13 protein-coding genes are annotated in these 14,686 nt (G+C 47.9%); 6 read left to right on the top strand and 7 right to left on the bottom strand.

Annotated elements, in window-relative coordinates:
• Positions 1 to 128 precede the first annotated feature (128 nt).
• On the top strand, positions 129 to 1,322 hold the full coding sequence (locus B5P39_RS06205; RefSeq protein WP_088210854.1) for an MFS transporter: 1,194 nt from the start codon (positions 129 to 131) through the stop codon (positions 1,320 to 1,322).
• A gap of 536 nt (positions 1,323 to 1,858) precedes the next feature.
• On the opposite strand, the gene B5P39_RS06200 is transcribed toward B5P39_RS06205, so the two are convergent.
• On the bottom strand, positions 1,859 to 3,217 hold the full coding sequence (locus B5P39_RS06200; protein ID WP_023266715.1) for a YjiH family protein: 1,359 nt from the start codon (positions 3,215 to 3,217) through the stop codon (positions 1,859 to 1,861).
• A gap of 704 nt (positions 3,218 to 3,921) precedes the next feature.
• Here B5P39_RS06200 and B5P39_RS06195 point away from each other — a divergent pair.
• Positions 3,922 to 4,629, top strand: a complete 708-nt coding sequence (locus tag B5P39_RS06195) for a hypothetical protein (RefSeq protein WP_088210853.1) — start codon at positions 3,922 to 3,924, stop codon at positions 4,627 to 4,629.
• 29 nt (positions 4,630 to 4,658) lie between these two features.
• Here B5P39_RS06195 and B5P39_RS06190 read toward each other — a convergent pair whose 3' ends face one another.
• Together B5P39_RS06190 and ubiU are read right to left on the bottom strand one after the other, a co-directional pair.
• A complete protein-coding gene (locus B5P39_RS06190; protein ID WP_088211129.1) occupies positions 4,659 to 5,528 on the bottom strand; it encodes a U32 family peptidase in 870 nt (289 codons plus the stop codon).
• Positions 5,529 to 5,559: 31 nt separating this feature from the next.
• On the bottom strand, positions 5,560 to 6,561 hold the full coding sequence (gene ubiU, locus B5P39_RS06185) for a ubiquinone anaerobic biosynthesis protein UbiU (protein ID WP_088210852.1): 1,002 nt from the start codon (positions 6,559 to 6,561) through the stop codon (positions 5,560 to 5,562).
• Positions 6,562 to 6,699: 138 nt separating this feature from the next.
• Between ubiU and ubiT the strand changes: the two genes are divergently transcribed.
• Positions 6,700 to 7,236: a ubiquinone anaerobic biosynthesis accessory factor UbiT gene (gene ubiT / locus B5P39_RS06180; RefSeq protein WP_088210851.1), complete on the top strand. Its 537-nt coding sequence runs from the start codon at positions 6,700 to 6,702 to the stop codon at positions 7,234 to 7,236.
• Positions 7,237 to 7,321: 85 nt separating this feature from the next.
• Here ubiT and B5P39_RS06175 read toward each other — a convergent pair whose 3' ends face one another.
• Positions 7,322 to 7,573, bottom strand: a complete 252-nt coding sequence (locus B5P39_RS06175) for a YfhL family 4Fe-4S dicluster ferredoxin (RefSeq protein WP_011621854.1) — start codon at positions 7,571 to 7,573, stop codon at positions 7,322 to 7,324.
• Between the two features lie 3 nt (positions 7,574 to 7,576).
• Complete coding sequence (gene trhP, locus B5P39_RS06170) at positions 7,577 to 8,941, bottom strand: prephenate-dependent tRNA uridine(34) hydroxylase TrhP (protein ID WP_023266720.1); 1,365 nt, start codon at positions 8,939 to 8,941, stop codon at positions 7,577 to 7,579.
• Between the two features lie 384 nt (positions 8,942 to 9,325).
• On the opposite strand from trhP, the gene B5P39_RS06165 reads away from it, so the two are divergent.
• Both B5P39_RS06165 and B5P39_RS06160 read left to right on the top strand, forming a co-directional pair.
• A complete protein-coding gene (locus B5P39_RS06165) occupies positions 9,326 to 10,165 on the top strand; it encodes an HDOD domain-containing protein (RefSeq protein ID WP_088210850.1) in 840 nt (279 codons plus the stop codon).
• A gap of 85 nt (positions 10,166 to 10,250) precedes the next feature.
• A complete protein-coding gene (locus tag B5P39_RS06160; RefSeq protein ID WP_088210849.1) occupies positions 10,251 to 11,777 on the top strand; it encodes a putative bifunctional diguanylate cyclase/phosphodiesterase in 1,527 nt (508 codons plus the stop codon).
• Between the two features lie 8 nt (positions 11,778 to 11,785).
• Here the strand turns inward: B5P39_RS06160 and B5P39_RS06155 are convergent, their stop codons facing one another.
• Positions 11,786 to 12,199 carry a thioesterase family protein gene (locus B5P39_RS06155; protein WP_088210848.1) on the bottom strand — a complete coding sequence of 138 codons (414 nt, stop codon included), beginning with the start codon at positions 12,197 to 12,199 and terminating at the stop codon, positions 11,786 to 11,788.
• A 186-nt stretch (positions 12,200 to 12,385) separates the two neighbouring features.
• On the bottom strand, positions 12,386 to 13,642 hold the full coding sequence (locus tag B5P39_RS06150; protein WP_088210847.1) for an adenylosuccinate synthase: 1,257 nt from the start codon (positions 13,640 to 13,642) through the stop codon (positions 12,386 to 12,388).
• A 135-nt stretch (positions 13,643 to 13,777) separates the two neighbouring features.
• On the opposite strand from B5P39_RS06150, the gene B5P39_RS06145 reads away from it, so the two are divergent.
• Entirely contained in the window at positions 13,778 to 14,671 is an 894-nt protein-coding gene (locus tag B5P39_RS06145) for a LysR family transcriptional regulator (protein WP_088211128.1), read from the top strand.
• Positions 14,672 to 14,686: the final 15 nt, after the last annotated feature.

Below are 14,686 nucleotides of genomic sequence, written 5' to 3'. Positions count from 1 at the left end.
TATCTGTCTTAATCGGCGTGATGTGACTCGAAGCGTGCCTGAGAAGTTTACATCATATCAACTTTACTGCTCGCTAAACCATGAGTTGCGTCCTCGTACGGTCCGCCGCACATTCAGAGAAAATAAACATGTCTGCACTGAGTTTTAATAAGTCTCGCCATATGACCGATGCACACTGGAGTGGCGTGTTTTCTATGACACTCTGCATTTTTGTGCTTATTGCATCAGAGTTTTTGCCCGTCAGTCTGCTTACGCCGATTGCCGCAGATTTGAACGTCACCGAAGGATTGGCTGGCCAAGGGATCACTATTTCTGGTGTTTTTGCTGTTTTGACCAGTCTGACCATATCCAATATTGCAGGAGAACTTAATCGAAAATATCTTTTGCTTGGTTTGACCGTTCTGATGGCCATTTCAGGAGTCGTTGTGGCGATGTCTTCGAGTTATCCCGTTTATATGTTAGGTCGCGCCATGATTGGAGTAGTGATTGGTGGATTTTGGTCAATGTCGGCGGCAACCGCGATTAGGCTAGTGCCTCCAAGTATGGTTCCACGTGCACTAGCAATATTTAATGGTGGTAATGCACTGGCAACGGTTATCGCCGCACCAATTGGTAGTTATTTAGGGACAACTATTGGCTGGCGTGGTGCCTTTTGGAGTCTGGTGCCAATTGCGATTGTCGTTTTTATCTGGCAACACTTTAGTCTGCCGGATATGAAAAACGAGATTAACCGGAATGAGCGAGTCTCTGTTTTTGCTCTGTTCAAGTTTTCTGTAGTATCAACAGGTATGCTGGCCTGCGGGTTATTCTTTATGGGACAGTTTGCGTTATTTACGTATATACGCCCATTTCTGGAGAACGTCACAAGGGTAAATACTACTGAGCTCTCTTTAATCTTGTTTGCAATTGGTGCAGCTGGATTTACCGGAACGGTGATAGTTTCTAAATTTCTGAATGCGAGATTTTATCAGACTTTGGCACTACTCCCTTTGCTTATGGCAGCTATTGCTAGTGCATTGCTTTTGTTTAGCGGTAGCATTTTGACTGTTGCCGCTCTTTTAAGTTTGTGGGGGCTACTCGCAACAGCTGCACCAACAGGATGGTGGACATGGATTTCACGGACGTTGCCGGATGATTCGGAGGCTGGCGGAGGGCTTATGGTGGCAGTAATTCAGCTTTCGATAGCCATTGGTTCTACAATAGGTGGGATCATGTTTGATAGTCTTGGATGGCAAAGTGCTTTCGTCATGAGTGCAATATTGCTTTTAGGTGCGGTAACAATGACGGTGGTCACTTCTCGGCAATCTCGACGAGCAAGCTAGACTTAAAGTTATATTGGAATCAGTTGCCCCATTCCGCGCCACAGCGCTAAGACAGGTTACTTGTTATCATGAGCCAATTGGCCAAGTTTTAGTAATGATACAAAGTGTCCACTATTGCTGGATCAGATCAAGTTACATATCTGCTTTAAAACAAACAGGCTATACCGATGTTAAACGGGTGAGTCATGGCGATTAGCGAGACGACCGTCCGCCCCACGGACGGGGCGGTCGAGCATCCAAGGATGGACTTGCTGCGTGTCGGTGAGAGAATGCCATGGCTCACCCAAAGCCAGCACTTAAAGAATTAAACGGCCAAGCTTTATCCTTCAGCAGTAGTATTCAGAAATTCTAAATGACTTTCTGTAAAACTGAGTTATATGGTAACGAGTGGAGTTTGTACCACTAACCCACACTCAACGAAGTAATCAAAACTGCTTGTTTGTGTATGAGTTCGTTAATGAATGCATTTATAAGTGATACAAAAAAGGGGAGTCAGTTAAATCTGACTCCCCTTGATATTTAAGGTGATGTTGCGCTTAGAACAGCAGGTGAGCCACGCCGGCAATCACTGGCAGAGTGACTAAGGTGCGCAGTACGAACACCACGAATAGCTCAACAAAATTCACTGGGATCTTACTGCCAATCAGCAGTGCGCCTACTTCACTCATGTAAATCAGCTGGGTTACTGATAAGGCGGCAATCACAAAGCGGGTCATATCCGATTCGATAGAGCTGGCTAAAATCGACGGGATAAACATATCGGCAAAGCCAACAACGATAGTTTTAGAGGCTTCGGTGGCTTCTGGGATATGCAGCAGTTCCAGTAACGGAATAAACGGCATACCTAAGTAATTGAAAATAGGCGTATGCTCGGCGATGATCAGCGCCGTAGTACCAATGGCCATTACCACTGGGATAATGCCAAATACCATATCGATAACGTTTTTAACGCCTTCATTTAAAACGGCTTTGACACCACCAGCACTAGCGGCTTTCTCAAGCGCTTTATCAAAGCCCCAAGAGAGTGCGCCGTGTCCAGCGGGGATCATCTCATCGTCGGGTTGACGTGGCGTATCGTCGATATAGTTATCTTTTTTCCACGACAGTGGTGGCAGCTTAGGCACAATCACGGCCGCCGCAAAACCCGCTAAACATACGGTTAGGTAGAAGGGCACAAACATTTGCTCCAACTTCACCTGAGAGATCACCACTAAGCTGAAGGTAATTGACACCGCCGAGAAGGTAGTACCGATAACCGCTGCTTCCCTTTGGGTGTAAAAACGCGCTTCGTATTGCTTGCTGGTCAGCAAAATCCCAACGCTACCATCACCTAACCAAGAGGCCATACAGTCGATGGCGCTGCGACCTGGCAGGTTAAACACGGGGCGCATTACCTTGGTCAGCAGGGTGCCAAAGAGCTCTAATAGACCGAAGTTTAACAGCAGCGGCAGTAACATACCGGCGAAGATAAACACCGAGAAGAGTACAGGTAACAAATCGTTCAGTACTAAGGCACCAGTGCTTGAAGAGTTAATGGCTTCGGGGCCAATGCCAAAGTAGGTCAGCACAATAAAGACGGCGCCGACGACGCGCGTCGCAAGCCATAGTGGGCTGATGTTGAGTAAACCATTGAGGAAGTGATTGTTCAGCACAAACTTAGGTTTGAGTAACTTAGTCAACACAGAGGCCAAGGCCATGGCGACAACAATCACAGTCACGATTAAGGTTAATACATCGCTTAACACGCTTTGCAGTGCTTTAGAGATGATTGCGATGGGAATAGTAATCGCATCGTTGTAGCTGATAGGGGTCATAAACAGTAGCAGACCGATCAGCGAAGGGACGATAAAGGTGAGTATCGTCTTAATGTTGCGGTTTTTATGTTCAGTAGCCAATGGTGTACACCTTAAAAGTACGAGTCGCACAAATAAACTTGAACAAATTGCCCCTCAAAGCCGCATGTTAGGCGGATGTTAGGTGCATTTTCATTCAACTCAAAATCGAGAAGGGGGAAGATTACTCGCTTAGCGCCGCTATGTAAAACGATTCGGAAATTTGTTTGAGATAAGCAGCAAAATAGCATAGTTATTTGGGCTATTTCTGAATGCTTATTTTGGCGGATGTTTAGCGTAAGCTAGATGTTTTGATAACTAAATCATGCAATTAAATTTGAGTGTTGCAGCGGGTTTATCGAGTTGTTTTATTCTTGATATTGTTAGCGGCCATGGGGGATTTTGTACAAAATTTTCCCTTAGATTCTTCGAATATTCCGCTTTTGCGGTTTATTTATCCGTTAATGGCAATAGCGCTCTAGTTGCTCACCACGCAATGTGAAGCAGTTAACGCGAATTGTAATGGCGACGTTATCGCCGACAATAAGCTCAGTGTTGCTGAATGAGTTGTGCATTTTTATGCGTTTTTGAGTCTGTATTTGCATATTTCAAATTGAATATTGACTAAGGGCGGGCGCTGCGCGCAAGTGACTAAATAAGCGTAAATAGTGGTGAAATAAAATATTTCTCCTAAAGAGGATGAACGCCGCTTTAATTCTTTTCAATTCCATGTAAGTTAGTACTACTTTTGTTTAGCTAAATTATCCATGACTGTTACAAAAATGAATGTCGCGACAAGAGGTTTTTCGCTCGCCACTAAGTTTGGTTTTCTTGGTATTTTTGGATTATTGCTCGGGATAGGCGTGGCGGTGTTAGGCTTCGATCAGACCGAGACTCGAGCCTTCAACTTTTTGAATCATACCTTGAGTGAATTGGGGACCTATGGGCATTCCGCTCTTGCTGTGGTACTCAATGGCGGCTTGTTTTTTGGCAGTTTAAGCATTGTTTTCTACTGCCTTTCATCCTTGCAAACCGTAAGTGGTTTTTGGGGCTATCCCTTTTACTGCGCGCTGGCGCTAACGTTTTTAGCCTTGGCCTGCGTGGGATTGTTTCCGGTCAATGTGTATCACCTGCATATCCTCGCCCTGAAATGGTTTTTTTACTTCGGCAGTTCGAGTGCCATCTGTTATCTGCTGTGGGCTGGCCTTAATTCACAAAGGCGACAACCTTGGACGCTATTGTTAGCGCTTGTGGTATTGCTGAGCATGATGACCTTTCTCTACGCCCCCCTATTAGAGCTGGGCTTAACCGAGGGGGACAGGCCTTTCTATCAAGAAATGGTGTTGCAACTGCCTAGGCCCGATTTGTGGTGGCCAGCATTGCTGGAGTGGATTGCGCTTGGGAGTTTATTAAGTTGGACGGCGGCGCTGCTGTTCACCCCACAATCACTCGCTCAAGAGCCTGCTCCCGAGTGAGTGATTGTAGTGATTAACCCATAAAGCTATCAGCCTAAGGATTTCAGTCCCGCTTCGCCAAACCAGTAACCGTTACAGTGCTCATCGCTAAGAGGAAACTGAGCGTCCGTTGCCCCACTCTTTAACGCCTCAACCAGTGCATCGGCCTTAGTGAGACAGGCTAAGCTGCTGGGCGAAACCCGAAACACATCGACGCCCATCTTTAGCATTTCATTGATTTCGCTGCGTAAATCGACACAGCTGGCCGACTGGGTTTGGATGCCGTTTAACCTGAGCAAAGGTTGCGCCTCTTGTGTCTGCGCCAGTAAGCCCTTGCTGTATTGGCGGCAAACGGTTTCGCAGCTGTCCTTCGACAAGTGTTGATGCCTAGCGGTAAAGCAGCGCGCCGAGTGGGCGAGTGGCAAATAGCCATGGCCAAGCACTTCGACTTCGAATGCTGGCTTGTTTTCTACCACTTGGCTAAGCCAAGTCTTCGACAGTTCTACTGGCATCACAAAGCGCTGCATATCAAAGCGCTGCAAAATATCTAAACTGGCGCGGTTGTAGTTGTTGATGCTGGCGCCGCAGACAAAAGGCAGCTTGTGCTCCTTGGCAAGATACACGGCCGCCATGTCGTTGGCCTCAATGCTAAACTCGCCATTGTCGACCTGACGTTTCAGCTCAGTGTATTCAGAGGGCGCTTCGATAAGGGCGAGCGTCGACAGCACCACCTCTTTACCCGCAGATTTAAGCATTTTAGCCAGTTCGAGATAGTTGCCAAACTTGAGTTCGCGTCGACGGCTACAAACGGCTTCACCCAGATAAACTAATGGGATCTGACTATTGGCCACCTGCTGGTAAAAGTCGATGACCTGCTGTTTTTCCCAGCAATAGAGCAGTGGGCCGAGGGAAATTTTCATAATCGTTTCTTCTTCGTGGTTATCGCTAGGGCTATTGCCAGTCACGCTCGTAGGCGCCTAAGGTGGTAATTTGGCCTTCGGAGACTTTGGCGAGGGCTTGCTCCCAATGGGCCTGCGTCTGGAATTTATCTGGATGATTAAGATAAGTGTCAATCGCTTGACGCCAAACTTTAGTCACTTGCTCTACATAGGCAGGGCTGCGCTGCCGCCCCTCAATCTTAAGTGACACTATGCCCGCCTTGGCAAGCTCTGGCAGCAAGCTAAGGGTATTTAAACTGGTGGGGGACTCGAGCAGATATTGCGGTTTATCATCGTCTTGGGTGAGATAACGGCCCTTACAGACGACTGGGTAGCCCATTTGCTCATCGAGCCCTGATTTATCAATTAACACCTCGTTGAGGCGAGTCAGCCTGTCTTGGCCCTGTTCCTGCCAGCGCACGTGTTTCGCCGGGGAGCAAGAACCGCCAGTGTTTGGCGATTGGCCAGTAACATAGGAGGATAAGTGGCAGCGGCCTTCGGCCATGATGCACAGACTACCAAAGGCAAAGACCTCTAAATCGACTGGGCTGACCTTAGCTAAATCGCGCACTTGTTTTATCGACAGCACTCTGGGTAACACCACCCGCGCGATATTAAAAGCCTCTTTATAAAAGCTCAGTGCGCCCAAGTTGGTGGCGCTGGCCTGTACCGATAAATGCAGCGGAATTTGCGGATATTGCCTATGGGCATAGTCGAGTAGCGACAGATCGGCGACGATTAAGGCATCGACGCCAATGCTGGCCGCCAAGTCGATGGCTTGATACCAGCGGTGTTCCTCATTCGGCTTAGGAAAGGTATTCAAGGTGAGGAAGATTTTTTTGCTCCGCTGATGGGTCAGCTCGGCGGCTTCCTGTAATTTTGCGGGGGTGAAGTTTAAGCCCGCGAATGAACGTGCATTGGTATCATCCTTTAACCCAAGGTAGACAGCATCGGCTCCGGCCTGCAGCGCCGACTTTAGCGAGGCCAGGTTTCCTGCTGGACACAACAACTCCATAATGGTGCTCCCGATAAAATAACAGGGGCAGAGTGTAGGGAAGATTGATTGGCGGTGAATTGATTTAAAACAGGTTTAAGATCATAAAATCTCGGTAAACTGGGAGATATAGTGTTTTTTATCCTTAGGTAACTGATTATGTCCGCTGTTTTTTCAGCAAACCTCGCAAAACAACTGCTTGAACTCACCCCAAAGCTGATCCGCTTACCACTTTCCAAAGTGCCCTTTAGCCTCAAGGCTAAGGTGCTTAGTCAACTCCTAATGCAGTTGCTAGCGCCACAGGCCGAAGATGGCGAGTTAGATTTTTTGGCGGGTAAGTGGGTTGCGATTCGGGTTGAAGATTTAAATCTGTATTTTGAAGTGAGTTTCGATGGCCGCTGGCAGGTGCGTGAACTGACCGATGCCCAGGTCAGCTTTAGTGCCAATTCCGCCGAGCTATTATTGGTCGCCGCGGCAAAAGAAGACCCTGATACGCTGTTTTTCCAACGCAAGCTGAGCATCGAAGGCGATACCGAGTTAGGGCTTGAGGTGAAAAATCTACTGCTGAGTATCGAATTTGCCAGCCTGCCGACACCCATTCGCTTAAGCGTTGAAAAGCTGGCCGATACCATTGTGCGTTTGCAGCTTGAGGCAAAACCGACGGTGATTTTGGCCAAATCCCCGAGTTTGAGTTAATGCTATCTTGGCTGTAACCAACCGATAAACAAAAAGCCCCGCTGACATTGCGGGGCTTTTTGTTTAGCTAGGACGCGATGCTCACTCAAATTTTTTGCGTGAGTATGGCAAATTTGACCAACAGCTCATCGTGGGACTCGACGCGGTTAGGGTCTGGGTCAATACAATCAATCGGACAGACGGAGACGCAGGTCGGCTTATCGTAATGGCCTACGCATTCGGTGCAGCGGTCTGGGTCGATTTCATAGATTTCTTCCCCCATGGTGATGGCCTGATTCGGACATTCAGGTTCACACATGTCGCAATTGATGCAGCTGTCGTCGATCAGTAATGCCATACCTTAGCCTGCTTCGTGTGGGTTGCGGGTATCCTGACCTTGGGGCAGGTTACGCAGTAAAATGCCGTGGTTCAGATCAACCTCTTTCGGCACGGGCAAGTAAACGGTATGGCCCGAACCTAATCCCGCTTCAACCGATTCGGCTTTGCGGTTCTCGAGTTGTTCGATGGTGAGGCTGATATTGCCCTGTGGCGTCATTAATTCAACGCTATCGCCAACAGAGAATTTGTTCTTCACTTCGATTTCGGCAAGGCCTGCCAGATTACGTTTACCGGTTAATTCACCCACAAATTGTTGGGTATCGCTGACCGAGTAGCCATAGTCGTAGTTTTGATATTCATCATGTACGTGGCGACGTAAGAAACCTTCGGTATAGCCGCGGTGCGCTAAGCCTTCGAGTTGGTTCATTAAGCTGCGATCGAAGCTCTTGCCTGAGGCGGCATCGTCGATGGCCTGACGGTATAGCTGGGCGGTACGGGCCACATAGTAGAAGGACTTAGTACGGCCTTCGATCTTCAGCGAATCGATGCCCATTTTCGCCAAACGCTCAACGTGTTGGATTGCACGTAAGTCCTTAGAGTTCATGATATAAGTGCCGTGCTCATCTTCAAACGCTGGCATATATTCGCCGGGGCGATTGGCTTCTTGCAGCAGGAAGATTTGGTCGGTCGCAGGACCCGCGCCTAAGGTTGGCGTCTCGATTTGCACTGCATTTGGTGTGGCAATGATATCGCCCGAGTCAGTTTGCTGCGCTTCGTGCACATCGTATTTCCAGCGGCAGGCGTTAGTGCAAGTACCTTGGTTTGGATCGCGCTTATTGATATAACCCGACAGCAAACAACGACCCGAGTAGGCCATACACAGGGCGCCGTGGACAAACACTTCTAACTCGATATCGGGGCAACGCTGGCGGATTTCTTCGATTTCATCCAAGGACAATTCACGGGATAAAATCACCCGTTTAATGCCTTGGGTCTGCCAGAATTTGACCGACGCCCAGTTAATGGCGTTGGCTTGCACCGATAAATGCACCACCTGTTCAGGGAAAGCCTCACGCACCATCATGATAAGGCCTGGGTCTGACATGATCAGCGCATCGGGCTTCATCGCCACCACGGGCTCCATATCTTTGATATAGGTTTTGAGCTTAGCGTTGTGGGGAGCAATGTTACTCACCACATAAAGCTTTTTACCCAGCGCATGGGCTTCTTCGATACCTGTGGCAAGGTTTTCCATTTTAAAGTCGTTATTACGAACCCTAAGGCTATATCTCGGCTGGCCGGCATACACGGCATCTGCACCATAGGCAAAAGCGTAACGCATGTTTTTCAGCGTCCCAGCGGGAGATAACAACTCAGGTTTAAACATAATGACTCTCGAATTGGTTGGTAGATAGAGGCGCAGTGCGCGGGGGCGGCATTTTACACAATCAAAGTAGGGTTATGCAAATCACCTCGTCTAAGATTAGGTATAGTTCGCATTTTACGAATATACCTAGAAGCCTTATGATGGCGCAGGTTCTTACCTCGGGGTGTATGGTTTGTTTATGCTATCTAGCCGGATTTATTTTGATGGTTTTTAGTCGACTATGGCTTAAGCGTTAAAGCAATAAGTTGGCGCGCTTTAGATGAAATTGATAACAGTGTCATACAAATAATTAACGTCTGTTGCTTTTTTCTGCCCATCAAATGATAGCCAACTGATATACTCCAACTATTGAAGATTTATGTTTGCAGATTGATGGGAGCGAAGATGTCTACTGAACATCTACTGTTAGTCGGATTACTCAAAAAATTAAAAGATGATGCCTTAGTGTTGCCAACCCTGCCCGAAGTGGCCATGCGGGTGCAGGAAGTGGTGAGTCGCTCCGATGCGAGCCTAAAGCAAGTGGGTGAAGTGATAGGTCAAGACGCCGCAATCTCTGCGCGTATCATTAAAGTGGCCAACAGTGCCTTATATAGCCGTGGTATTCCCGCCGAGAGTATTAGTAGTGCTGTGTCTCGAATTGGCCTCATCCAAATCAAGAGTATTGCGACCTCTGTTGCCATGGAGCAGCTATTTATTTCTACCAATGAAATGGTGTGGGAAGTGATGGATGAAGTGTGGCGCACTTCTATCGATGTGACAGCCGCGGCCTGCGCTATGTTGCAGATGTACAATAAGCGTCGTCCCGGTCAGCTCAATTTAGATACGCTGACATTGGCGGGATTAGTCCATAATATTGGTGCGTTACCAGTTTTGACCGAAGCCGAAGCCCATCCTGAGTTATTCACCAGTATTGATCAATTGCGCTCCTTAGTTCGTAAAATGCAAGGCCCATTAGGGCGTGCGGTATTGAAGAGTTGGGATTTTGCGCCAGAGGTGATGGAAGTGGTTGAGCGTTGGGCGGATTTACCTTATCTGCCAGACCATGTGACCTACTTAGACTTTATCCGTGCCGCTGCTTTCTACACTGGTGAGCTCCGTGCCGGTGCCGATTTCGAGCAACGGATGGACGTCTTTGTTGGTCGTGGATTACCCGTCTCGGCAAATGATTTAGCTAGTGATGAATTTATGGATAAATTCCATTCAATCAAAGAAAGTTACCAGTAGTCGTCAGGCCTAGAGGGAAGCCATTCTTGCTCTGACTCAGGAAGGAATGGTGGTTAAGCTTACGTGGTAAGATTGAGGCCTGAATATGATTATTTTGGGGTTTATCGGTTTAGCACTGGTTATCGTCTTGATAGCCGTGCTGTATATATTACTGGCAAGATACCAAGCGCTGCGATTACAGCAGCGATTTTTGGCGCAATTATGCCCGCAGCTCGATCAACAAAAGATAGAACGCCGCCCCCTTAATATTCCCATTGTGCCGCAAGAGTTTGCGCCGCTTTACCATTCCTTAAACGAGATGCTCGCGGCGCTGCCCGCCGGCATGGGCAAGGACAAACTCACAGGACTGAATAATCGTGTTGGGCTTAAACGTTCACTCACCGCATTAATGCCCATCACCCAAGGCACTTTAGTGCTTATCGATATTTATCGCTTTCGCTATGTGAATGATCTCTTTGGCTTTGTGTTTGGCGATATTCTGCTTAAACAATTTGCCGACCGCCTAACTAGCTTAAGCCTTAAGCCTAAGTTGATAGCCCGCCTAAACGGTGATGAGTTTTTCCTCTATTACGAGCAAAGTCTGTCAGAAGAACAATTGCTACATTTACGCGGCCGATTACAGGTGCCCTTTAAGATTAAAGATACCCCCGTCAGTGTGCGGATGCAGATTGGTTGCCTGCAACTTGCTAAGCACCATGCCGATGTCAGCAATATGCTCAGAAGGCTAGATCTTGCCCTTAAAAAAGCCCGTGCGACTCGCAGTGCCATCGCCTGTTATAGCGAGAATGATGATATCCGCCAATTGAGGGAGCTTAAGATTATCGACAGCCTCCCCAGTGGCTTACAGCGGAATCATCTGTATATGGTGTATCAGCCCAAGCAGGATATTCACACGGGCGCTTGTACTCAGGTAGAGGCTTTGATCCGTTGGGAGCATGAAGAATTAGGCTTTATTTCACCGGGTGAGTTTATACCGCTGGCAGAATATGCGGGGATGATCGATTTAGTCAGCCATTGGGCGCTGGAGCAAGTGTTGCAGCAGCAGGTAAAATGGCGCACGGCCGGGGTATCTGTGTGTGTGGCGCTTAATCTCTCGACTCGAGATCTCGACAGTGAAACCTTGCCTCAGGATATTGCTGCTCGCCTTGAGCATTATAAATTACCGCCAGAATGCTTAATGATAGAGATCACCGAGAGCACTCTGATGGCCGATTTAAATAAGGCCGTGGATACCCTAGAGAGAATCCGCCGTTTGGGGATTAAATTGGCAATCGATGATTTTGGTACTGGCCATTCATCGCTGGCGTATTTAAAGCATTTACCCGCCAATGAAGTCAAAATCGATAAAGCCTTTCTTCGGGATCTTGAGCCGAATAAACCTTCGGAATATATCCTTGAGGCCAGTATTAATATTGCCAAAAAGCTCGGCTATGAGGTGACGGTTGAAGGTGTAGAAACTCTCGACGTCCACGATATGTTAGTAAATATGGGCGTCGACCGTATTCAAGGGATGGTTTATGCCAAACCTATGCGGGCGGCAGAGCTTGAAATGAACTGGAATCATCTGCGGCCAACGCCAGAGATGCTCTGCGTTAATGGCTCACATCCCTAGACTTATCTTTACATCCCTTGGCTTAATTGGGCAATTAGGTCCGCTGGCATAGGCGCAAGTTGCCGCGCCTGATTCATACATACCATTTCAATGGTGGCGGTGACTGCAGGTTTTTTACCATTTGGGCGCCAAATTTCCTGATGCCAGACCGTACGATATTTACTCTCAAAGTAGAACTTAGTGCGGATATCGATGATATCGGCAAACTCCACTCCTTCGTGGCACAACATGTCGCTGCGATATACCGCAAAACCCAATTGCTGCTGTTGCCAAAGGTCGCGTAAGCGCTCGGCACCAATCACATGTTCACGGGCGCGCTCGAAGTATTTCAAAAAGTTCGGGTGATACACCACGCCAGAAAAATCCGTATCTTCATAATAAATTTGCACAGGGAAAGAATAACTTGGGCTAAATTGTGGCATGGCGTTTTCGAGATGAAGTATTTGGGTTGAGCGCAGTCTAGCGGTTTGTCGGGCTAAACAAAACCCAAGATGTGGGTAAATCCTGTGGTTAGGGTTGAGATGTTCAAGGTGACACAAGTAAAAAGCCATATCCGCCGAAACGGATATGGCTTTTTTGTAGGGTAATCGGTGGCTTAAGCCTATCGCTTAGCGAATGATCATCTGATCGCGTTCAGGTCCTACAGACACCATGCTCACACGTACGCCCATCAGAGCTTCGATGCGCTCAACATAATGTTGTGCTGCCTTTGGCAGGCTTTCAAAGGTGCGACAGCCAGTGATGTCTTCGCTCCAGCTTTCCATTTGCTCATACACTGGGCTTAATGCCGCAGTCTGTGGCCAAATCGGGTTTTCAGTGTGTTCACCTTCGTAGGCAACACAAATCTTAAGATCTTTCATGCCAGTCAGGCAGTCAATCTTAGTCAGGGCGATTTCAGTCGCTGCTTGCAGTTCAACACCGTTACGTGTTGCAACCGCATCGAAGTAACCCATATCACGTGGACGACCCGTGGTTGCGCCGAACTCATTGGCGTTTTTACGGAAATCATCCTGCTCTTCCATCGCAGTAACTAAGGTGCCAGTACCGACAGATGAGCTGAAGGCTTTAGCTACGGCAATTACACGCTCTGGGCGCAGAGCCGGTAAACCACTACCCAGACCTGCGAAAGCCGCCGTCACGTTAGAAGAAGTAGTGTAAGGATACTCGCCGTAAATCAAGTCACGACCCGCGCCTAATTGCGCTTCAAATAACAAGTTAGCATCTTGTTTTTGTAAGGCTTTTAATGGCTCGGTGACGTTGCAAATAAATGGACGCCATGGCGCAGTCACTTCCAATAACCATTGGGTCATTTCGGCGGCCGTTTGGCTAAAGTCACAGCTTGGGTACAGTGCTTTTAACTGGGGCAGTTTCCAGTCGAGCATAAATTGAATGCGTTCTTGCAGCACTTCGGGTTGGTTTAACCAGCCAACCAGAATACCTTTCTTCATCACGCGGTCGCCGTAGGCTGGGGCAATCCCTTGACGGGTTGAACCATAGGCCAGATCGCCTAAACGTTGTTCTTCTAAGGTATCTTCCAGTGCATGGATAGGTAAGCACAGGGTCGCACGGTCAGAAATGCATAGTTTAACTTCAATGCCTGCCGCTTCGACTTCGGCGATTTCAACACTGAGTTTTTCAGGGCTGATCACCATGCCTGGGCCAAGTACTGCGACGCAGTTTGGATTGAAAATACCGCTAGGTAATTGGTGTAATTTAAAGGTGCCAAAGTCGTTGACGACCGTATGGCCCGCGTTGTTACCGCCTTGAAAGCGGACACTTGCTGCAGCATCAGCGGCTAAATAATCTACGATGCGGCCTTTGCCTTCATCACCCCAATTTGCACCAACAACTACGATAGACGGCATAACATCATCTCCACAGGAATTAAGCGGTTATGCTAGACCTGCTTAATGAATAAGAGAAATTAATTATAGTTATCGTCGTGATAAGGAAATCATATATCATAGTATGAGCTGAATTGATGGATGGAGATGAATGCGATGCTCGAACTTCATTGGTTAAAGACCTTCGTGACCTTAGCCGAGTGTAAGCACTTCGGTAAGGCGGCAGCAGCGCTGCATATGACCCAGCCTAATGTCAGCTTGCATATCAAGCAATTGGAGCAGAACACTCGAGTTAAGCTGATTGAGCGCAATCCGTTTAGACTAACTCAGGCGGGGTTTCGTTTGCTCGAGAGCAGCCAGAAGACCTTGATGGAACTGCAAGTGTGTCAGGCGGATCTCAATGCCATCAACGATCTCAGTCAAGGCACCTTGACTATTGCGGCCAGCGATATTATTTCGCGTTTGCTGCTCATTCAGCCATTTCAGCTATTTAAAGCGGAATTTCCTGGGATTGATTTTTCCCTGCTGAATACGACGTCATCCCAAGCTTCGGAATTGGTCACTAATGCCGAGGCGGATTTAGGCTTTGTGATCGCGCAAAAGGAGAGTCAGCCGCTGCATTTTACCGAGTTACAGCAAATCAAATGGTGTGCCCTTGGGGATAATTTAGAGTTGTGGCAACAGAGTCGAGGAAGTGACGATATGCCACTGGCGGAGCGGCCGACGTTGATCCTGCTCGGCCATGATACTCGTACCCGCGAGTTGCTGGATCCCGCATTGCCCTCATTAAATCTACCAAGGTATAGGATCATGGAAGTCGGCAGTGTGGACGCACAAATCGACTGGGCCGAGGCGGGTTTTGGGGTGGCGATTGTGCCTGAGTTTTCGATTTACACTAAGAAGCACTTAAAGAGTAAAGTCACTCCATTACCACAATTTCCGAGCACCAGTTTGGGTTATATCGTGCGGCAGAATCAGATCCTATCGAAAGCAATTAAGCAGCTGCTACATTGGGTGAATCAAGAGATTATCCGTACCCAAGGCAGCTAATAGCAGGTTGAAAGG

The organism is Shewanella sp. Shew256 (genome assembly GCF_002196695.1).
Classification (GTDB): Bacteria; Pseudomonadota; Gammaproteobacteria; order Enterobacterales; family Shewanellaceae; genus Shewanella; species Shewanella mangrovisoli.
This window is presented reverse-complemented; position numbering and strand designations above follow the sequence as displayed.

Coding starts and splice junctions, on each gene's coding strand:
- B5P39_RS06175 (WP_011621854.1), bottom strand. CDS start 7,573: ATGGCATTACTGATCGACGACAGCTGCATCAATTGCGACATGTGTGAA.
- ubiT (WP_088210851.1), top strand. CDS start 6,700: ATGTCCGCTGTTTTTTCAGCAAACCTCGCAAAACAACTGCTTGAACTC.
- B5P39_RS06195 (WP_088210853.1), top strand. CDS start 3,922: ATGACTGTTACAAAAATGAATGTCGCGACAAGAGGTTTTTCGCTCGCC.
- ubiU (WP_088210852.1), bottom strand. CDS start 6,561: ATGGAGTTGTTGTGTCCAGCAGGAAACCTGGCCTCGCTAAAGTCGGCG.
- B5P39_RS06205 (WP_088210854.1), top strand. CDS start 129: ATGTCTGCACTGAGTTTTAATAAGTCTCGCCATATGACCGATGCACAC.
- B5P39_RS06190 (WP_088211129.1), bottom strand. CDS start 5,528: ATGAAAATTTCCCTCGGCCCACTGCTCTATTGCTGGGAAAAACAGCAG.
- B5P39_RS06165 (WP_088210850.1), top strand. CDS start 9,326: ATGTCTACTGAACATCTACTGTTAGTCGGATTACTCAAAAAATTAAAA.
- B5P39_RS06145 (WP_088211128.1), top strand. CDS start 13,778: ATGCTCGAACTTCATTGGTTAAAGACCTTCGTGACCTTAGCCGAGTGT.
- B5P39_RS06155 (WP_088210848.1), bottom strand. CDS start 12,199: ATGCCACAATTTAGCCCAAGTTATTCTTTCCCTGTGCAAATTTATTAT.
- B5P39_RS06150 (WP_088210847.1), bottom strand. CDS start 13,642: ATGCCGTCTATCGTAGTTGTTGGTGCAAATTGGGGTGATGAAGGCAAA.
- B5P39_RS06160 (WP_088210849.1), top strand. CDS start 10,251: ATGATTATTTTGGGGTTTATCGGTTTAGCACTGGTTATCGTCTTGATA.
- trhP (WP_023266720.1), bottom strand. CDS start 8,941: ATGTTTAAACCTGAGTTGTTATCTCCCGCTGGGACGCTGAAAAACATG.